Consider the following 19,136-nt stretch of genomic DNA (forward strand, 5'->3'; position numbering starts at 1 on the left):
ACAAGTTTGGTTTTTGGGATATACCACGTCTACGCCCAGCTTCTCTAGCAATTGCAGGGTAGCAATGGCAGCACCAGGGTAAAACTGATCGACATAACACGGTACAAATAAACCTACACGCATCTATTATTCTTTGATTAATGCTCTATCCAAATGTACATATCCACCGTCAACGTGAATAAGTTGACCTGTTGTATGGCTAGATCTTTCAGATAATAAAAAGCACACCATATTACCTATCTCCTCAGTAGTAGTCATGCGATGCTGGAAAGGAATTCTTGATGTAATTTCTTTCAATTTTAGCTTAGGGTCAGACATCGAATTCACCCAATTTTCATATTGAGGCGTCCAGCACTCTGCTACTATAACAGCGTTGACCCGAATACTGTATTTAAGTAACTCTACAGCCCATTCACGTGTTAGCGCATTACGTCCTCCATTTGCCGCTGCGTATCCAGAAGTTTCTCCTTGACCTGTTTCCGCGGTCTTCGAACTGATATTTACGATAGGACCATTGGTTTTTTTCAACTCAGGTAGGGCGTGATGTGCTAAGAGATAATAATGTATAAGATTGCGATGCAACGAATCTATAAATCCTTGATAACTACCATTCTCAAGGCCTATTCCATCGTTTAGACCGGCATTATTGACTAAGCCGTCTATACGGCCAAAGCGCTGTATTGCAATATTAATCGCATTTTGGCAAGCATCTGGTTTTGTAAGTTCTGCGACAATTTGAAAAGCGTTACCGCCGGTTCTCGCAATTTCCTCTTGTGCCTGAAGGTTATCCTTTTCGCATCTGTCAATAATTACCGGCACGGCACCTTCCTGTGCCAATACTTTGCATATTTCTTTACCTATGCCCTTTGCCCCGCCGCTAACGACAATTATTTTATTTTCTAAAGATAATTTCATCTGAAATTTATTAGGATCAGCTTATCGCTTAAATGCCTGAACAGTTTGTCTTTGTTCGCCCAAGCCTTCAATTCCCAGCTCCACAATATCGCCAGGTTTTAGGTATACAGGCGGATTCATTCCAAGCCCAACACCAGCGGGCGTACCTGTTGATATTATATCACCTGGCAGCAAAGTCATAAACTGGCTAACATAAGAAATGAGATACGGAATTTTAAAGATCAGATTAGCAGTGGTGCCTTTCTGCATCATTTTACCGTTGACGCTTAACCACAACATCAAATTATTGATGTTTTTAATTTGATCGGGCCGCACCAGATAAGGGCCCAAAGGTGCAAAGGTGTCGCAGCCTTTGCCTTTATCCCAGGTTCCGTTACGATCGAGTTGAAACTCCCGCTCAGACACATCGTTATGCAGCATGTAACCGGCTATGCATTGTTCGGCCTGCGCTTCGGTGACATAAGAGGCTTTGCATCCCATGACAACGGCTAACTCTACTTCCCAATCGGTTTTAACTGAGTCTTTGGGTAGCATGATTTCATCGTTAGGACCGGTGATAGCGGTTGTACTTTTCATGAAGATAACCGGCTCGGTTGGTAATGGCGCTCCGGTTTCCTTCGCATGATCGGCATAGTTAAGGCCGATGCATACAATTTTCGACGGCCGTGCCACCGGGCATCCTAAACGCTCCTCGTAACTAACCACAGGCAAGCTTACATGATTGGCTTTAACATATTCTTCAAGGCGTACCAAACCGTCGTTTTCAAAAAATGCCTCGTCGTAGTTAGACGCAAATGCAGAAACATCCAGCCTGTTGCCTCTATAAATAACGCCGGATTTTTCGCTACCGGCTTTCCCGAATCTGATTAATTTCATGCTATTAGTTATTCAATTTTATAAATCCTCCGTCAATAGGATAGTCGCACCCGGAGATGAAAGACGCTTCATCAGAACACAGATACAACGCCAGTGCAGCCACTTCTTCGGGGCGGGCCATACGGCCTATAGGCTGGCTTTTAGACAGCTTTTCGTACATTTCGGCTTCCTTGCCGGCATAGTTATTGGCAATAAACCCATCAACAAAAGGGGTATGCACACGTGCCGGTGAAATGGTATTACTGCGGATGTTATACTCCAGGTAATCGCGGGCAACAGACATGCTCATGGCATGAATGGCACCTTTACTCATTGAGTAAGCAAACCTGTCGGCAATGCCCACCCAAGAGGCAATGGATGCCATACTTACAATAATACCCCCGCCCTGTGCTTTCATGATGGGTACAGCAGCGTAAAAACAATTATAGGCACCTTGTACATTCACGTTAAAGATCCGCTCAAAATCGGCTTCCTGCGTTTTTTCTACGTTGCCTACATGTGCAATACCGGCATTATTAACCAAAATATCTACCCGGCCAATACTGCGCAACGCAGCTTCTACCTGCTCCTGAACAGTAACGTTAACGTCGTAAGCAGCTGCAGCCATATTATCGTTCCTGAGTTCTTCGGCCAGGCTTTCTGCTGCACGTATGTCTGCATCTAAAATGTTCACAACGGCACCTCTTTCGGCAAATAACTTGGTTATGGCACGCCCTATTCCGCTGCCGCCTCCTGTAATAACAGCATGCTTTCCTTGTAAACTAAACATGATTATTAATTTTAAAGTGAAACCCCTCTTTTCCAGGGTATAAAATCGTCCTGACCCAGCATTACCGCCTTGGGCCTTGTCCTGCCGCTGGCTACATCAATCACATAATTTAGTATGCGATGAGCAGTTTCGGGTATAGACTCCTGCCCGTCTATGATAGTGCCGCAATCAATGTCGATAATATCGGGCATTCGTTGGTATAAATTGGTATTGGTTGATAGCTTAACAACAGGGGCAACCGGGTTACCCGTAGGCGTTCCGAGGCCTGTGGTAAACAAAACTATATTAGCGCCCGCCGCCACTTCTGCTGTGGTGCTTTCTACATCGCTACCTGGAGTACATAGTAAATTAAGACCGGCATGTGTAACTTTTTCGGGGTAATCCAGCACGTCTACCACGGGCGAAGAGCCCCCTTTCTTTGCAGCTCCGGCAGATTTTATGGCATCTGTAATTAAGCCATCGCGGATGTTGCCCGGTGAAGGGTTAGCGTAAAATCCCGATCCTGCTGCCTCTGCCTGTGCATTATAGTCGCGCATAAGCTGCATAAATCTATCAGCCAACGGTTCATCTAAACAGCGGTCGCTCAATTCCTGCTCAACTCCGCATAATTCCGGAAATTCTGCTAAGATTACGCTTCCGCCAAGGCTTACCAACATGTCGGACAGGTAGCCTAATGCCGGGTTAGCCGAAATGCCCGAAAAGCCATCAGAGCCTCCGCATTCAAGGCCTATGCACAATTTAGATAAAGGCGCTGGTTGGCGCTCCTGTTGGTTGGCCTGTATTAAACCTGCAAACGTTTGCTTCAGCGCTTCTTCCATAAGTTTGCTTTCTGTACCTATTTGCTGTTGTTCCAACACAATAAGCGGCTTATTAAAACCTGGATCGCGCTTTTGAATTTCTTCTCTCAAGATACTGGCCTGTGCGTGCTGACAACCTAAACTGAGCACCGTGGCCCCGGCCACATTGGGGTGGGTAATGTAACCTGCCAGCAGGCCGCAAAGTGCATCGGAGTCTGCTCTTGTTCCGCCGCAACCCAGTTCATGGTTTAGAAACTTAATACCGTCGATGTTTGCAAAAAGTCTTTCTGTTTCTGCCGGCGTACTTGAATTGCTATGAAAGTTGGCAGATAAAATATCCTGAACGGGCATGCCGTTTTTATACATGCGGATAAGTGAATCTACTTCCTGTTCGTATCCCTTAGGCTTTTCGAATCCTAACTTTGCGTATAAAGCTTCTTTGAGCACGTTAACATTGCGGTTTTCACAGAACACTAATGGAATAACCAACCAATGATTGGCGGTTCCTACAGATCCATCGCTACGGTAAAAGCCCATGAAGGTGCGGTTCTCAAATTCACTGATTGCGGGCTTATCCCACAATGTGTTACGCGTGCCTAATTCAAAGCTTTTTGCTGCATGATAAACGTTATCAATAGTAAGCAGATCACCTTGCTTAATGGGTACAGCGGCTTTTGCCACCAACACACCGTACATGTAAATTTCATCGTCCGTGTTAAGATCTTGGATAGTAAACTTGTGTTTGGCCGGAATTTCAGTTGACAAAGTTATCTTTGCCATTTCATGGTCAATCTGCATCCCGGCTTTGAGATCTTTCAATGCAATCCAGGCATTGTCATCCCTGTGAAGTTGAAGATAGGCTGGCCTATCTGTACTACGATGTTCATCCATAAACATTAGATTGATTATTAAGACGGTTTTGTTGGCTATCTAAGGTTGTACCTACCCGGTTACAGGGCAAATAAAGAACTTTAACCAATTATAACTTTCTATGTAATTGCCTGGTTATTCAACTTAATTAGCAAATTAAAATTAGCTTTGTAACTTTTGTTGTAAATCAAGCATAATTTAACTGAATATGAAGCCGCATCTACTCAGAGTTGCTACCGGACCTGCTCAATCATTCAGCGTCAGACGTGACACCATCCCTTTTTTTAATAATAAATGGCACTATCACTTTGAAATTGAATTAATTTACTTAGAAAAGGGTACAGGAACGCAATTTGTAGGCGACCACATAAGCAACTTTAACCATGGCGATATAGTACTTTTGGGTTCTAACTTACCGCACTACTGGCGGTTTGATGATTCGCAATTTTCTGGCAACCAATCTATCTCAGCGGATATTACAGTAGCACACTTTAAGGAAAACTTTTTGGGGGAGAAGTTTTTGCAACTACCTGAGAGTAAACTGATAAAGGATTTACTGGACAGGGCTAGGCGGGGTGTCAAGATTACAGGTGAAACGAGAAACAAAGTAGCAGCGCTTATGCATATGTTGCTTAAAGCTGAGTCATTGATGCGTATCCTATTACTATTGGAAATACTGGAATGTATTGCTGGAAGCAATGAAACTATTTATTTATCCTCAGTTGGCTTTGCACCTAGTTTGCAGCAGACTGAAAAAGAAAGAATCAATACGATTTACGAGTATTCTATAGCCAATTATATGAATCCTATCACCCTTGATGAAATTGCATCGGTTGCTAATATTAGCCCTCATTCATTTTGCCGGTATTTTAAAACGCATACAGGCAAAACTTATTCCAGCTTTCTGATAGATTTCAAAGTAGGTGTTGCATGTCGTCTGTTAATTGAGAATAAGCTTTCTATTCAGCAAATATGTTTCGAAAGTGGATTCAATAATTTTGCAAACTTTTACAAAGCCTTCAAAAAAATTACAGGCAAAACACCACTGGTTTATCAAAATGATTATATAAGAACTGATCGTATGGCAAATCGGTGAGCGGCCTGAAAGTCAAGTAGGGCAATCACTTAGCTTGAAGAAAATGGGCTAATTGTTGATGGTTTAGATTTTATAGGTCGTGACAAGATGTTAAAAAAAACAATATAATTCGTTCTGTTGCTTCTAATTTAGTAAGAACAGTGTTATTAATTGTTAGTGACTCAAGAATTTGAAAAGAGTCCAAGTAAGCTGGGAATTTATAAAACAACATGCAGGTTGTATTGAAACGTGTCCGGTTTATTATTAAATATTTGATGTGTCGTTGTTAATCAATCTATTGTATTCTTTCTCTAAGAGAACGTTTGATGTTACATTGTTTTGTAGTCCACGCATATACTTACTTTAAACAAAAATTGGATTTGAACCGACTAATCCTTGGAGCAGCTACTGGTAATATGCTAGATCACCAAGTGAAATCTTTGGACCTAACAGCTTCTATTATTTAAACTTTCAATCTTGCCTATAACGTCTTCAGTATCAATTAAAAAGTTCGACTTTTGTCCGCTTTCTTCTACCCAAGAAAGAAAAAGCCTCTTAGAGAAATCTGAGAGGCTTTCTTTGTTTAAAAGTTTTGTCAATTTGAGTTTAGAATTTAGTAATTGTTTCAAAATGCAAACACTCAAATCTGAGTATACGTGATAGCATAACTTTCAATTAAAGCTAAAATCACTTTAATCAACTTTAAAAACGACTGATGTAGAAAGACTTGTCATACCCGGACAAGTAATTTTTAACCCACTGTTAGTTTGCTCCCACTTTAAGTTACCGTCATAACCTAACATACTTACATTTTTTATAGGGCGTCCCAAATGTTTAGCATCTATGCCTAAAGACTTTACGTTTAAAACCGAACCGGCATCAGGAACCATCATACTGAATACGTACAGTGACTTGTTTTTACCAACTGTAAACCGAAAGTCCTGCTCATCAAATTTAAATTCAGCTTGTTTACGTTCCAGTTTTCCACCCGGTAACATTTTAATTTTTCCGTTTGTTTCCTTGCCTTCTCCGGGTATAACCCAGGCACGGCTACCATATACCGCTTCGCCATTTCGTCGCATCCAAACACCAACTTCACTCAGCATCTTTTGACTACCCTCGTCCAAAGATCCGTTGGGTAAGAGAGAGACACAGATAGCAGCATTACCATCCCTGGCAATCGCCTCAATAATATACTTAATCATCATACCCGAATCATATGTAAAGCCCGGTGCATAAAACCAGTCGCCAACAGGAACTTCGGCGATCCAGGGCTGGTCAGTCTTAATATTAGCTGGTATACCAAACTCTTCGGTAGTTACTGTACCATTGGTGTTGTTTCTGAATTTCACCACACTGAAAGTGTTTACTTTGCCACGTTTGGCAAGCGTGCGGTTATAAAAGTCGGCAATTACTGTTTGCATGGCGTTTGCTTTGTAACCTGTGCCGGTACCATCCCCTGTAAACGGACCTTGCACAGTTCCGTCGGTATAAATAAAATCAGGATCATAATTTTGTACTACATCCATCATGCGTAACGCCCAGTTTGTTGCGTACCATTTATCATAAGAGAGATGCCTGGAAAATATACCGGCTGCGGGCGGAGTCCAGGCTGATTTGGCAGCGGCAGCAACCCCTTTATACTGGCGGAGGTCAATACCGTACAAAAGCCGCGGGTCAAGTCCGTCCCACCATTTACCCTTACCATCAGCAAGGGTAAGATTTCCATCATAAGGCACACCTTTTTTAAGGCCTTGGGTGTCGCTGCCAAAGGCGGCTTGCCACCACCACCAGGTATACTCATGATGAAAGGTAACACCAAAACGTATTCCCGAAGCCCTTGCTGCTTTTGACCATTCTCCTATAATATCACGTTTAGGCCCTACGTTAACAGAGTTCCAGGGCTGATATTGAGAGTTCCAAAGGTCGTAATTATCATGATGAACGCCCTGAATCATAAGAAACCGTGCACCTGCGTCTTTATATATTCTGGCTAATTTAGCAGGATCCAATTTTTCGGGGTTCCAATCCTTCAATATATCCTTATAACCAGATTCAGAGGGGTGACCGTATTTTTCCAGATGGTTTTTATAGGCAGTACTTCCCGGAACATACATTCTGCGTGCATACCAATCACCACTTTCGCCCGAAGCCTGCGGGCCAAAATGCACCCAAATACCAAATTTGGCTTCCCTTAACCATTCGGGCTCACCCGGATAATTTTTTTCAATAGACGCCCAGTTTGGCTCAAAGGGGCCTTTTGCAATAGGAATATTTAATTGTTGTTCAGGAAAGGCTTTACTATCGCCCATCTTAATGCTATCCAATGCGAGCGCATAAGGTATTGCGGGAATAGGCTGATGTTTGGACCTGTATTTCTTATTGCCGGATTGCTGTGCATAACTACTGCTTGCGGCAAGCCATAGCATAAGCATTATTGTAGTACTTCTCATTTATTAGCTAATTGGCGCTTAATATTTTCTTGCGATAAAAAAAGTAAATAATCAGGTCAATTAGTTGTTCAAAACAGACTTATATTTAAAATAATCAGAGTAAAAGTTTAAGTCTACGTATCCATAATTACCGTCCTTACACTTATCAATATGATTAATGTTTTTGACTAATACTACATCTCCATCAAACATCATTAAATAGTATTTTTATTGATGAAAGATTAAAAGCTGCAATGTATTATTGCGCTATGAATAAACTTATCCGAATAAAAATTGCTGCGCTTATCATTGTATTTAACTGCTTGCATGTTACTGCGCAAAGTAAGTCAGCACGCAGTTTCAAAGTACTGCTTATAGGCAACAGTTTTTCACAAAACGCATCGAGATATTTGCCGCAAATGGCCAATGAGGCTCAAATTAACTTAATACTTGGCCATGCAGAGATGGGTGGGTGTTCCTTAAAACGCCATTGGGATTCTGTATTAATTAACAATGCTGATTCAACCCGCGGACTTGCATATAATGGTAAGTCATTAAGGCAATTGTTGCGCTCTCAAAAGTGGGATATAGTAACGCTACAGCAGTACTCTTTGCTATCTGGCGACTGGTCTACTTACCAGCCCTATGCACAAAATCTATTACAGCTTATTAAACAATATCAGCCTGATGCAAAAGTTATGATTCACCAAACCTGGGCTTACCGGGCCGACGCCATCAACTGGGGACAAACAGGCGAAGGAAGAAAAGCTAAAAACATGGAAGAAATGTGGCGTAAATCGCGCGCCTCATACCGTAAGTTCGCTAACGAATTAGGCGGTCTGTCCATTATTCCATCCGGAGATGCTTTTTACAAGGTATCAACACATAAAACATGGGCCTTTGTAAAGGATTCGACCTTTATACCCAATAAGGCAATATACCCGCAACTACCAAATGATTTAAACTCCCTTAACGTAGGTTACAACTGGTCAAAAGATCAAAAATTAAACTTTGACCCTAACCATGCCAATGAAGCGGGCTGCTACCTGGCAGGCTTGGTTTGGTACAGATTTGTTTTAAAGCAAAAGCCAACCAGGGTTAAGTTCAAACCTAAACCGGTACCAGATAATTTTGCTGAATTTTTAAGACAAACAGCAGCAAAAATTGATGCCACTTTAAAATAGAAAATAGCTTTAAGGCTGATTTTATTGCCGCAACATTGAGCCAGATAGTTTGTAACTCCTTTTTATTTGAAACTTTAAAAGTTTCAAATAACCCCTTGTCCAATAACTATTAAAAAGGCAATATTTTTAGGGCTTATACTTATATCCCGAATTAAGCTGTTTTAAACATATGGCCAGATATATTTTTTTGTTGTTGTTTTCTTTGGAGGCTGTTTGCTCAATAGCAGCTACCGGTGTTTGGAAAAGCGAGGTAACAGGCGGCACCATCAGCTATATTGCTTCAGAAGCAAAGTTACCTTTGAAAGATTATAGCGGTAATATAACAACGGTGGTTTACCTCGAAAACCTTAACGCAACCAAGATTGGCCGCTACAGTAACAAAAAAAATGTTGCATGGCTATTGGCTCAAGGATACAGGGTAATTGAGCTTAATTACACCGGCAACAAACTTGCTGTATCTCCTTACATTAACAACGACATTGTTGCCATTAATAAGGCTATTGCCAAAGGAAGCTTTTGCGGATATACAGATTGCTCGCACGAACAAATCTATGTGCTATTTGAGGGCTATCGGCTAATGCGTAATGTCCCTTATTTTAAAGATGACCCCTCGGTTTACAATACTCCGGCAGAATATAAAGACGGCGATTTCCTGTGTATGGATATCATCTATCCGGCTAAACCAGTTAAAGCAGTACCGGTTGTATTGTCACTCTCATACAGTAATAGTTATGCACATTTTGATGCCGGCAAAAAGACTTTAACCGACCAGTTCAAAAATCAAAGACTTAAACTGGAATATACCCTGGCGGCTTTCAACGATTCATTTTTAGAGGGATTGCCGGCAAATGGTATGGCTTGGGCAATTGCTGATCATCCTAAATACTGTCCGTGGGGAAAAGGCAAACCTGCTAACGGGCGCGAAGACACATATAAATCTTACGAAACTAACCCTGATGCCGCTCGCAAAGTAAGGTCGGCAGTACGCACACTGCGTGCAGTTGGCAACAAATTAGGCTTATCGGGCAACATTGGCTTGTACGGCTTTTCGCGCGGTTCAACAGCAGGATCAATGGCCATTGGTGATAAAAAAGTAGCAAATATTGATACAGCAGGGTTTAGCCTGGGTACATCTGCACAAATACAGGCCGCCGCGCTAGGCCCGGGTGTATTTGATTATACTCAAATTTATAACTCATTAAACGATGGCGATAGCAATTTAGAAACCCGCTGCATTTGGGCATGGGGAGAGTTAAGCACAAATTACCCGCTATGGCAATCAATGGGCGCCACCCACCTCGTACAATCAACTGCCCCACCGGTATTATTTTTTTATAATACCGATGATGATAAGTACTACCATGACCAGATAATGAGTTTTAAAAACAAGTTGGATGCCTTACAAACACCCACGTCTTTACTTGTAAACTATGGCAAAGGACACTCAGTTCCGCATACTGCAGAATCATTAAACCAACTATATTCTTTTTTTAAAAAGTATCTTAATGCATCTCCCTGACGTAGGATACGATTGCGCTCTTAGCATAATTAAGATTCTAGAGAAAAGGCCTTTCCAAATAGTTGGAAAAGGCCTTTCATCACAACATATATAGAGGATGTTATTTAAGCGAAACTACAATGTTGTAGGCCGAGCTTTTGTCTTTATATGCTATGCTAAAGGTATCATTCGTAAAGTTTGCTAATTGGAAGCGGGTGTTTTTTGTTCCGTCTCCCAATTTTCCTTCAATCATAATTATCCCGTTCTCATTAATAATTTCTTTGATAGAAAATGGTGTCATGTACACATCTGTAGATACATCGCTATCACTAGCCCAAAGCTTACTGCGCCAAGATGTGTTAAAGTCTGTTTTTGACCCGATAAGCTTTTTGAAGGCTTCCAAATCAGGCAGAGAGTTTGAGTATGCAATGCCTGTTAAATTAGTTTCGGCTGATGATCCGCTTTGGAAATAACCACCATACTTATTTCCTTCTGTACGCTGGTTTGTAAGATAAATTATGTTTGCACCTAACATAGCAGCTTGTATTTTAAGCTTACGATATGCACGTTGCTTAACACGTTCCTGATTTGAGATTACTGTAGTTCCTTTAGCTTTTGAAGTAACTTCACCAAGTTTATATAAACCCTGAATTTCGCTTTCAAGGCTACTAATTGTTACATTTTCAAAGTCACTCACCTTAGCTACAGACTTAAAAGATGTTGACTCTGAAAACGTTTGTACCCTGCCACTTTTAAAAACAATTTTTTGTATGCTGTTTTTGTAAGCCGAGTTAACAACGTCTTCTCCAGGAAACGCATATCTTACCGCATCGGGTAAAACCTCTTTAACGTTACAGGCTAGTTTTTGATTATTTAAGTAAATAGTATCCAGCGCTTGAGCCTTAACCTGCTGGTGCAATGTAAGCCCAAGTACTGATAGCGCAATTGTGATGTAAATTTTGGTTTTTGGTGACATAAAAGGTTATTAATGGCCTAAATATATTTATAAAGCTTTAATTAAAAATTGTTGTCACATATATTTCACAAAATATTTTTACTTCTGATGACTAAATAACCAATCAAATAAACCGGGCTCAGCAAACGCACTATCCCAACTGTTATGATTGTCGTTCGGATAAATGGTAAGTTTAGGATCGCCACCATTGGCTTTTATAGCATCAAACATTTGCTGGGAAAACATTGGCGGCACAATGTCATCCTTTGCGCCGTGAAAAATCCACACCGGCACTTTACGCGCGTACTTTTTAGCTGTTTCAGGATGAGCCCCACCACAAATGGCAAAGGCAGCAGCAAATACTTTCGGCTTTCTCCATAAAAGCTCGAAGGTTCCCATGCCACCCATTGAAAGGCCGCCTATATATACTTGTTTAGTATTTACGTAGTCCTCCTTAAGCATGTGCTTTACAAAACTTTCAAGCGCGTGCATGGCAGAGGTAGCTTGCTTGTTGGTTGTAAATACTATAGAGGTAGGTGCATTATTTTTGGCGTTACGGGTAATTATTGCATTAGCCCAAAAACTTTCTTTAGCGCATTGAGGAAAAACTACAATTGCATCATGCTGCTTGCGAAACTTTTCATCCAGAAAAACACGCCCGCCGTTACGTAGCTGCGCTTCATTATCATTACCCCTCTCGCCCGAGCCGTGCAAGAAAAATAATACAGGGTATTTTTTTTGAGGGTTGAAGTTTTCAGGATAGAGGATACGGTAAGCTAACGTATCTTTTGAAGTTTGGTATACTTCTTTTTTGAAATCAGTAAATGATTGTGCGTTTAGCTGGCTGAGGCAGCACGTACAAACCATTAATAAAAGTGCAAAATGTTTTTTGGCCATACAATGATAACTATGCAAAACTGCAAAAGTTTATCAATAATAACCAATGGTTACAAAGGATTTTGACAAGCTATCTAACCATAAGTAAGGCAGTTAGATAGCTTTAAACCTTAGGATAATTATCCTAATAAGCGAGCAGCAATTTGGTCATAGTACGCAAATACAAAAAGTATCAATACTGTTGCCATCATAGCTAGTAAATACAAGCTGTCTGCCTTGCTTTTTGGTTCTAAATTAGGTGCGTTAAATTCGGTAGATAATGTTTTCATGGCTTAAATTATTAAAATAGTAAACAAACCATTTTATTTATACAAAGTAAGCAATAAATACTCTAAAAATATATGATAGTTTTAATCTAAGTTTATTTTTACAATTGTGGCAACGTTAGCAGTTAATAGTAAGTTAATATTGCAAGGTGTTGCTTATCATGGGGCCGTATTTTATAAATATGTGAATAATGAAAATTTTTAAAACAAAAAAGAACTCATTATTAAGAACATTGCCATTAACGAAAAACATTTTAACAAGCAAGTTTATGCATTTCCCTACCGTTAAGACGGCTCAGTCTGTCTTTTAAAACACCACGTGCCCTATGCAATGTTGTGCGTGATAGTAACTCACTTATGCCTAAAGCAGCACCTATCTCTTGGTGCGAATAGCCTTCAATAGCATAAAGGTTAAACACATTACGGTAATTATCAGGCAGCTGCTCTATCATTTTAAGCAGCTCCTTTGCCTCCAGCCCGCTTTCGTTATAGCTTAAGGTAACCCCTTCAGGTAATTCATCAGCCAGTAATACCGGCTTTTGCTTGCGATACCGTGATATAGCGCAATGCACCATAATACGGCGTATCCATCCTTCAAGGCTGCCTTCACCCCTGAATTTACCCATACTGCTAAAAACTTTTATAAAACCTTCCTGCATAATATCCTGTGCCTCATCACGGTCTGATGCGTAACGCATACAGGCGGCCAGCATTCGCGGAGCTAATAGTTTGTATAGCAATTCCTGCTGTTTGCGCTCGTTGTTCAGGCATCCTTCCCATATACGGTTTAAGCTTTGCTCGGTTATCATGGCTTTATCGTTTTATTTGATACACCTATGCCAACTTTAACACCAATTACATAAAGTACTGATTATTAATTATTTATTTTATATCATCATGCAAAAAGCGTACGTAAACGAACGCTTTTTGCATACGTCCGAACACTTTTACACTTAACGCACAATATGTAACTTTGCAGCATCCGGGATAAAAACCCGGCTTAATGAATATGAAAGAAATTGAGATTGTATGTAAGCCCCATGAGCACGAAGATGCAGAAGCCATAAAGCAACTGGCAGCTACAAAGCTCAACGTACCGGTAAAGCATATAACCGATTTAAAAATACGCAAACGTTCAATTGACGCCCGTGGCCGCAATGTGGTTTACCGTATGCATGTGCAGGTGTTTGTTAATGAACCTGCTATCCCTGATGTATACAACATTCAATACCCATCGGTAACCAATAAAAAGCCGGTTATCATTGTAGGCGCCGGACCTGCCGGCATTTTTGCCGCATTGCAATGTATTCTAGATGGCTGCAAACCTATTATTTTGGAGCGTGGCAAAGATGTAAAACAACGCCGCCGCGATTTAGCCAACATCAACAAGCAGGGCTTGGTTAACCCTGAGTCTAATTACTGTTTTGGCGAGGGCGGAGCAGGCACTTATTCTGATGGTAAGCTATATACCCGTTCAACCAAGCGAGGTGATGTTAACCAGGTGCTTAAGATGTTTGTTGAACATGGCGCCGATCAAGATATATTGATTGATGCCCGGCCGCATATTGGCACCAACAAACTTCCCCAAATTATTACTGCCATGCGTGAAACCATACTTAATGCAGGCGGCGAGTTTATATTTGATACCAGGGTAACTGAAGTTTTAACCAGTTTTGATAAAATTACAGGTGTTAAAACAGCCACAGGAGAAGTATTTAGTGCCGATGCTGTTATTTTAGCAACCGGCCATTCGGCGCGTGATGTGTTTGAAATGTTGCACCGGCAAAATATACTGGTTGAGGCTAAACCGTTTGCTCTGGGTGTACGCATCGAACATCCGCAGGAAATTATTGATAAGGCGCAATACCACTGCGATACCCGCGGGCCATACCTCCCTCCTTCCTACTACAGCCTGGTTGAGCAGGTGGATGGACGTGGGGTGTTTTCATTTTGTATGTGCCCTGGCGGCATCATTGCACCATGCGCAACCGAGCCTAACGAAATTGTGGTTAACGGCTGGAGCCCTAGTAAACGTAATAACCCATTTGCAAACTCGGGCACGGTAGTGCAAATAAACCTGGAAGATGTCGCCGGTAATGATAACGATCCGTTTAAGCTTTTACGTTTTCAACAAAGTATTGAGCAGGTTGCTTTTACCGCTGGCGGCGGTAATCTTGTTGCTCCGGGGCAACGAATGATTGATTTTGTTGAGGGGCGGGTTTCTGCCGATATACCTAAAAACTCCTATTTGCCCGGTGTTAAAAGTACCGATTTAAAAGATGTTTTGCCTGCGTGGATACACCAGCGACTCCAAAAGGCCCTTCCTGCTTTTGGCCGAAAAATGAAAGGCTATTACACTAACGAGGCATTGCTTGTTGGTGTTGAATCGCGCACATCATCACCAGTAAAAATACCGCGCGACCGTGATACGCTGCAACACCCGCAGGTAAGAGGATTATACCCTTGCGGCGAGGGTGCCGGTTATGCAGGTGGTATTATTTCGGCAGCTATAGATGGTATGAATTGCGCACAGGAAGCAGCCAAACTTATTGCTTAACACTTAATGAACGGTATTAACACTTTTATCTTCACTATATTGAGTGAGCCGTACGAGCATGTTTTTTGAGCCGTACACGAAACCTTCAACTATTAGCTGTCATTGATATTTGTGTTATGAAAAACATTGCAAATATTAAACTAGGCAACAACGGTCCCATGGTTTCAAAACTTGGCTTGGGCTGTATGCGCATGTCATCAATATGGGGCGGCCCCACTCCTAACGAGGCGGAGAGCATAGCCACCATTAATGAAGCTTTAGACCTTGGTATAAATTTTTTAAACACAGGCGATTTTTATGGTGCCGGCCACAACGAAATGTTGATTGGAAAAGCAATCAAGGGCCGTCGTGATGATGCGTTCATCAGCGTAAAATTTGGCGCCATATTTCATAACGGCCAGTGGCTTGGGCTTGATTTGCGCCCTATAGCTATCAAAAACTTCATCAACTATTCATTAACGCGCTTAGGCATTGAAACCATTGACTTATACCAGCCAAGCCGTATGGATGATAGCGTACCTGTAGAGGATATTATAGGAACAGTTGCCGATTTGGTTAAAGAAGGCAAAGTGCGCCACATTGGTGTATCAGAAATTACGGCCGGTCAACTTCGCAAAGCCCACAGCGTGCACCCTATTAGTGCTCTTGAGATTGGCTATTCACTGGCCGACAGGCAAATTGAAAGCGATTTGTTACCGGCAGCAAAAGAGCTAGGTATTGCCGTGGTTGCTTTTGCAAATACGGCCGAAGGTTTATTAACCGGCGACATGCAGGCACCACTGCCAGAGGGCGATTACCGCGCACACTTCTCACGTTTTGAAGGCAGCAACCTGGTGCATAACCTGCAAAAGGTTGATATTTTGAAGGAGACCGCTCAAGCCAAAAACTGCAGCCCTACACAGCTAGCAATTGCCTGGGTAAATCAACAGGGTGAAAACATTATGCCATTAGTAAGCATGAGCAAACGTGTTCGCCTGCCCGAAAACATGGAGGCCATGAATATTACATTCACAGCCGATGAAATGAATACGCTAAACAATACCTTTGCACAAGGCGCTATACTTGGCGGCACTTACCTGCAACGCTAAAAAATGACCAGTCCACAAGAGATTCTTCCGGGCGTTATATTTTACTCTTATCTCTCTGCCGAGCGCAGAGAGAAAGTTTGTTTTTGGAACCACCATACACTTATACTTCAGGTATCAGGACAATTTACGCTTGAAACTTCAGCGCAAACAATGTCTATTACCGGGGGTCAAATGCTTTTGATTGGTAAAAATCAGGTAGGCGCACTTACTAAAATGCCTTTACCAGGCGCTCATTATGAAACAATAGTAATTTCTCTGCAAGAGAACCTGCTGCGCACCATTGCATTAGAGGAAAAATTTGACGAGCGCCACAAGTATAATGGTCAGCAAAACTTTATAATTCCTTCAAATGAGTTTTTGCAGGGATATTTTCAGTCTATTGTACCCTATGCACGTGCGGCGGGGGCAGCAATGACTGATGAACTTGGCATTTTGAAGGTAAAGGAAGTGGTCAAATTATTATTGCTGGCTCTTCCCACCCTGCGCAGCTTTTTGTTCGACTTTTCTGAACCACATAAAATTGATCTTGAAAAGTTTATGCTCAGTAACTTTCATTTCAACGTGCCGGTTGAAAGGTTTGCTCAACTTACCGGGCGTAGTTTAGCCGGCTTCAAACGCGATTTTCAAAAAACCTTTGGTACGCCACCGCGCCACTGGTTACAAGAAAAAAGGCTGGACACTGCAAAATACCTTATCGAAAGCAAGCGAAAAAAACCTACAGCTATTTATCTTGATCTGGGCTTTAAAAGCCTTTCTCATTTCTCTTTTTCATTTAAAAAGAAATTCGGCTACTCGCCCAATTATGCCGGTAATACTTCCGTATTGCAATAAATTAAACTTAGTACATTCCGAGAGGTATTGGTTTGACTGGTTGAAATTCTGTATTCACTTAATAGCGCCCTGACAAGTAAACACCTAAAAGCAGATAAGCACAGTCACGGTGTTTTACTAAATAAACCCTTACTGTTTGCAACGCCTTAGTTAAATGAGAGTTTACGGTTGGAACGCTTATGCCTAATATACGTCCCGTTTCTTCGTAACTACAACCATCTATCTTACATAAAGTAAATACCTGTTTTTGCTGTGGTGTAAGTTGTTCAACAGCCTGCTGAATAAGATGCCCTACCTGTTTGTTCTGATAAATGTCTTCCCCGTTCAGTTCATCAGTCTCACTTTTATTAAGCAAGGCTTCTATTAGCAGCCGTTCGCTTGCAGCCTTTCTAAAGTAATTGTAAACCAGGTTTTGAGCAATGGTATATAAATAAGCCTGGAAAGACTTATCGGCAGCCAGTGTGCCGCGGTATGACCAAACTTTCAAAAAAAGATCTTGCAATAACTCATCGGCCACATCGGCATCCTTAACAAGGTAAACTATACGTGTATAAATTGGCTTGCTGTAGTGCTTGTAAAGCAAATTGAAGGCAGTTTCGTCATCATTACGCAAACGTTCCACCAGTTCATGCTCAATTATCTCCGTAAGTCGGGCCAACAGTGTTTAAAATTTGGGGTGTTATTAACCAAATTTATTAAAAAAACTTAAAGGATACAGTGCTACACACAAATGTTAGCTTAATGTTTAAATTTTTTTTAATTTTTTATAAAAACACTCATTGCTTTTGCCCGCAAGTGTGTATTAATGCTAAAATACCGTTTAAAATGCCGGCAATTCAAGAATTGTTTACCAAATACCTGAAGAATGAGTGTACGGATGCAGAAATATCTGCGTTGAGGAGCCACTTTGGGCAACCGGAAAACGAACTGCTGTTAAAAAGTATCATTATTACCGAGCTGCAAAAAACTTCAGAACATCTTCCGGAAGCAAATGATACCGACCAACGCCTGGCTGCCGTACAAGAGCGCTTAAACAAAATACTGTTTACTCAAACATCTGTTAAGGCCGGCAAGTCAATATGGAAGATTACCGCAATTGCCGCAGCCATACTTGTAGCCGCAACAACCGGTATTATACTATTTAAAACCCAGGAGCGCCCGGTAGTTGAAGTTGCAAAAGGAAAGGCAGTAAATATAATACCTGGAGTTAACTCAGCTACACTTACGCTTGCAAACGGAAAACGCATAAAGCTATCAGCAGCAGCCAATGGTGTGCTTGCCAAACAAAACGGAATAGAAATTATAAAGAATAAAGAAGGTAAGCTTACATATAAGCTTTCTCAACCATCATTAACCGTGCAAAGCAACAAGCTGATCAACAAGCTAAGCACCGCAAACGGCGAGCAGTTTACCATTGTGTTACCTGATGGCAGTACGGTTACTCTCAATGCCGCAACAAGTATCAGCTATCCCGCAAGCTTTACGGGGCTTCCTCAAAGAAATGTACAACTTACCGGCGAAGCTTATTTCAATGTAGTACATAATGATAAGCAACCGTTTATTGTGAATGCGGCGGGTGTGCAGACCGAAGACGTAGGTACCGAATTTAATATTAATTGCTACGCCGATGAAAGCTCTGTAAAAACCACCCTTATAGCAGGTGCAGCCAGGGTACGTACAGCACAAAAAGAATTGATGCTTAAACCCGCACAACAGGCTGTGGCTACAGGAAGCAACTTAAGCTATCGTGAGGTTGATACGGCCCCTTATATTGCCTGGAAAAACGGCATGTTTGCTTATCATAACACAGCATTAAGTGATGTTATGCGGCAGGTAGCACGTTGGTACAATGTGCAGGTAAGTTATTCTGAAAACAGTTTAAAAAACAAGCGCCTTAGCGGAAGCGTGTCAAGGTATGATAACGTTGAGGGCATACTTAACGCCATTGGCTATACAGCTAAAGTGAAATTTAAAGTAGATGGTACAACTATTACCGTACTACCCGAATAGCAGACTATTAACATACCCTTAAACCCCTGATTACATGAAGCAAGAAACCAAGATTTAAACATTGCAGGGTTCAGATAAAAAAACCAGGGACGTTCGCACCGCACCTGGTTTAAAAT

The 19,136-nt window shown here is 41.5% G+C and carries 18 protein-coding genes; 7 read left to right on the top strand and 11 right to left on the bottom strand.

The window, feature by feature from the left end:
* The 5 genes from QZ407_RS13360 to QZ407_RS13380 all read right to left on the bottom strand — a co-directional run.
* On the bottom strand, positions 1 to 123 hold a 123-nt coding region (locus tag QZ407_RS13360), incomplete at its 3' end, for a (Fe-S)-binding protein (protein WP_295768368.1).
* Between the two features lie 3 nt (positions 124 to 126).
* Positions 127 to 915: an SDR family oxidoreductase gene (locus QZ407_RS13365; RefSeq protein ID WP_295771911.1), complete on the bottom strand. Its 789-nt coding sequence runs from the start codon at positions 913 to 915 to the stop codon at positions 127 to 129.
* Between the two features lie 21 nt (positions 916 to 936).
* Positions 937 to 1,791, bottom strand: a complete 855-nt coding sequence (locus tag QZ407_RS13370) for a fumarylacetoacetate hydrolase family protein (protein WP_295771913.1) — start codon at positions 1,789 to 1,791, stop codon at positions 937 to 939.
* 4 nt (positions 1,792 to 1,795) lie between these two features.
* A complete protein-coding gene (locus QZ407_RS13375) occupies positions 1,796 to 2,560 on the bottom strand; it encodes an SDR family oxidoreductase (protein WP_295771914.1) in 765 nt (254 codons plus the stop codon).
* An 11-nt stretch (positions 2,561 to 2,571) separates the two neighbouring features.
* The gene (locus QZ407_RS13380; RefSeq protein ID WP_295771916.1) at positions 2,572 to 4,248 is read right to left on the bottom strand and encodes an altronate dehydratase family protein; all 1,677 of its coding nucleotides are present in this window, start codon (positions 4,246 to 4,248) and stop codon (positions 2,572 to 2,574) included.
* A gap of 187 nt (positions 4,249 to 4,435) precedes the next feature.
* Here QZ407_RS13380 and QZ407_RS13385 point away from each other — a divergent pair, with 187 nt between their 5' ends.
* Positions 4,436 to 5,323 (top strand): AraC family transcriptional regulator, encoded by an 888-nt coding sequence (locus QZ407_RS13385; protein WP_295771918.1) that lies wholly within the window; start codon positions 4,436 to 4,438, stop codon positions 5,321 to 5,323.
* 671 nt (positions 5,324 to 5,994) lie between these two features.
* Here QZ407_RS13385 and QZ407_RS13390 read toward each other — a convergent pair.
* Positions 5,995 to 7,755 carry an alpha-L-fucosidase gene (locus QZ407_RS13390; protein ID WP_295771920.1) on the bottom strand — a complete coding sequence of 587 codons (1,761 nt, stop codon included), beginning with the start codon at positions 7,753 to 7,755 and terminating at the stop codon, positions 5,995 to 5,997.
* A gap of 248 nt (positions 7,756 to 8,003) precedes the next feature.
* Here QZ407_RS13390 and QZ407_RS13395 point away from each other — a divergent pair, with 248 nt between their 5' ends.
* Positions 8,004 to 8,918 (top strand): DUF4886 domain-containing protein, encoded by a 915-nt coding sequence (locus QZ407_RS13395; protein WP_295771922.1) that lies wholly within the window; start codon positions 8,004 to 8,006, stop codon positions 8,916 to 8,918.
* A 169-nt stretch (positions 8,919 to 9,087) separates the two neighbouring features.
* Positions 9,088 to 10,437: a hypothetical protein gene (locus QZ407_RS13400; RefSeq protein WP_295771924.1), complete on the top strand. Its 1,350-nt coding sequence runs from the start codon at positions 9,088 to 9,090 to the stop codon at positions 10,435 to 10,437.
* A gap of 100 nt (positions 10,438 to 10,537) precedes the next feature.
* Here QZ407_RS13400 and QZ407_RS13405 read toward each other — a convergent pair whose 3' ends face one another.
* The 4 genes from QZ407_RS13405 to QZ407_RS13420 all read right to left on the bottom strand — a co-directional run bounded on the left by QZ407_RS13405 (position 10,538) and on the right by QZ407_RS13420 (position 13,343).
* Complete coding sequence (locus QZ407_RS13405; RefSeq protein WP_295771926.1) at positions 10,538 to 11,392, bottom strand: DUF4156 domain-containing protein; 855 nt, start codon at positions 11,390 to 11,392, stop codon at positions 10,538 to 10,540.
* A gap of 78 nt (positions 11,393 to 11,470) precedes the next feature.
* Positions 11,471 to 12,268, bottom strand: a complete 798-nt coding sequence (locus QZ407_RS13410; protein ID WP_295771928.1) for a prolyl oligopeptidase family serine peptidase — start codon at positions 12,266 to 12,268, stop codon at positions 11,471 to 11,473.
* Between the two features lie 119 nt (positions 12,269 to 12,387).
* The gene (locus tag QZ407_RS13415) at positions 12,388 to 12,537 is read right to left on the bottom strand and encodes a hypothetical protein (protein ID WP_295771930.1); all 150 of its coding nucleotides are present in this window, start codon (positions 12,535 to 12,537) and stop codon (positions 12,388 to 12,390) included.
* 251 nt (positions 12,538 to 12,788) lie between these two features.
* On the bottom strand, positions 12,789 to 13,343 hold the full coding sequence (locus QZ407_RS13420) for an RNA polymerase sigma factor (RefSeq protein ID WP_295771932.1): 555 nt from the start codon (positions 13,341 to 13,343) through the stop codon (positions 12,789 to 12,791).
* Between the two features lie 200 nt (positions 13,344 to 13,543).
* Here QZ407_RS13420 and QZ407_RS13425 point away from each other — a divergent pair, with 200 nt between their 5' ends.
* From QZ407_RS13425 to QZ407_RS13435, 3 genes are all read left to right on the top strand, one after another.
* On the top strand, positions 13,544 to 15,091 hold the full coding sequence (locus QZ407_RS13425; protein ID WP_295771934.1) for an FAD-dependent oxidoreductase: 1,548 nt from the start codon (positions 13,544 to 13,546) through the stop codon (positions 15,089 to 15,091).
* 116 nt (positions 15,092 to 15,207) lie between these two features.
* A complete protein-coding gene (locus QZ407_RS13430; protein ID WP_295771936.1) occupies positions 15,208 to 16,179 on the top strand; it encodes an aldo/keto reductase in 972 nt (323 codons plus the stop codon).
* 3 nt (positions 16,180 to 16,182) lie between these two features.
* A complete protein-coding gene (locus QZ407_RS13435; protein WP_295771938.1) occupies positions 16,183 to 17,010 on the top strand; it encodes an AraC family transcriptional regulator in 828 nt (275 codons plus the stop codon).
* Positions 17,011 to 17,068: 58 nt separating this feature from the next.
* Here the strand turns inward: QZ407_RS13435 and QZ407_RS13440 are convergent, their stop codons facing one another.
* A complete protein-coding gene (locus QZ407_RS13440) occupies positions 17,069 to 17,668 on the bottom strand; it encodes an RNA polymerase sigma-70 factor (RefSeq protein WP_295771940.1) in 600 nt (199 codons plus the stop codon).
* A gap of 167 nt (positions 17,669 to 17,835) precedes the next feature.
* Between QZ407_RS13440 and QZ407_RS13445 the strand changes: the two genes are divergently transcribed.
* The gene (locus tag QZ407_RS13445; RefSeq protein ID WP_295771942.1) at positions 17,836 to 19,020 is read left to right on the top strand and encodes a FecR domain-containing protein; all 1,185 of its coding nucleotides are present in this window, start codon (positions 17,836 to 17,838) and stop codon (positions 19,018 to 19,020) included.
* Positions 19,021 to 19,136: the final 116 nt, after the last annotated feature.

Source organism: uncultured Mucilaginibacter sp. (assembly GCF_913773635.1).
Taxonomy (GTDB): Bacteria; Bacteroidota; Bacteroidia; order Sphingobacteriales; family Sphingobacteriaceae; genus Mucilaginibacter.

Excerpts from the sequence above, each read along its gene's own strand:
- QZ407_RS13370 (WP_295771913.1), bottom strand. The coding sequence starts at position 1,791 with ATGAAATTAATCAGATTCGGGAAAGCCGGTAGCGAAAAATCCGGCGTT.
- QZ407_RS13435 (WP_295771938.1), top strand. The coding sequence starts at position 16,183 with ATGACCAGTCCACAAGAGATTCTTCCGGGCGTTATATTTTACTCTTAT.
- QZ407_RS13415 (WP_295771930.1), bottom strand. The coding sequence starts at position 12,537 with ATGAAAACATTATCTACCGAATTTAACGCACCTAATTTAGAACCAAAA.
- QZ407_RS13430 (WP_295771936.1), top strand. The coding sequence starts at position 15,208 with ATGAAAAACATTGCAAATATTAAACTAGGCAACAACGGTCCCATGGTT.
- QZ407_RS13420 (WP_295771932.1), bottom strand. The coding sequence starts at position 13,343 with ATGATAACCGAGCAAAGCTTAAACCGTATATGGGAAGGATGCCTGAAC.
- QZ407_RS13365 (WP_295771911.1), bottom strand. The coding sequence starts at position 915 with ATGAAATTATCTTTAGAAAATAAAATAATTGTCGTTAGCGGCGGGGCA.
- QZ407_RS13445 (WP_295771942.1), top strand. The coding sequence starts at position 17,836 with ATGCCGGCAATTCAAGAATTGTTTACCAAATACCTGAAGAATGAGTGT.
- QZ407_RS13405 (WP_295771926.1), bottom strand. The coding sequence starts at position 11,392 with ATGTCACCAAAAACCAAAATTTACATCACAATTGCGCTATCAGTACTT.
- QZ407_RS13410 (WP_295771928.1), bottom strand. The coding sequence starts at position 12,268 with ATGGCCAAAAAACATTTTGCACTTTTATTAATGGTTTGTACGTGCTGC.
- QZ407_RS13425 (WP_295771934.1), top strand. The coding sequence starts at position 13,544 with ATGAAAGAAATTGAGATTGTATGTAAGCCCCATGAGCACGAAGATGCA.
- QZ407_RS13400 (WP_295771924.1), top strand. The coding sequence starts at position 9,088 with ATGGCCAGATATATTTTTTTGTTGTTGTTTTCTTTGGAGGCTGTTTGC.
- QZ407_RS13385 (WP_295771918.1), top strand. The coding sequence starts at position 4,436 with ATGAAGCCGCATCTACTCAGAGTTGCTACCGGACCTGCTCAATCATTC.
- QZ407_RS13380 (WP_295771916.1), bottom strand. The coding sequence starts at position 4,248 with ATGGATGAACATCGTAGTACAGATAGGCCAGCCTATCTTCAACTTCAC.
- QZ407_RS13395 (WP_295771922.1), top strand. The coding sequence starts at position 8,004 with ATGAATAAACTTATCCGAATAAAAATTGCTGCGCTTATCATTGTATTT.
- QZ407_RS13390 (WP_295771920.1), bottom strand. The coding sequence starts at position 7,755 with ATGAGAAGTACTACAATAATGCTTATGCTATGGCTTGCCGCAAGCAGT.
- QZ407_RS13375 (WP_295771914.1), bottom strand. The coding sequence starts at position 2,560 with ATGTTTAGTTTACAAGGAAAGCATGCTGTTATTACAGGAGGCGGCAGC.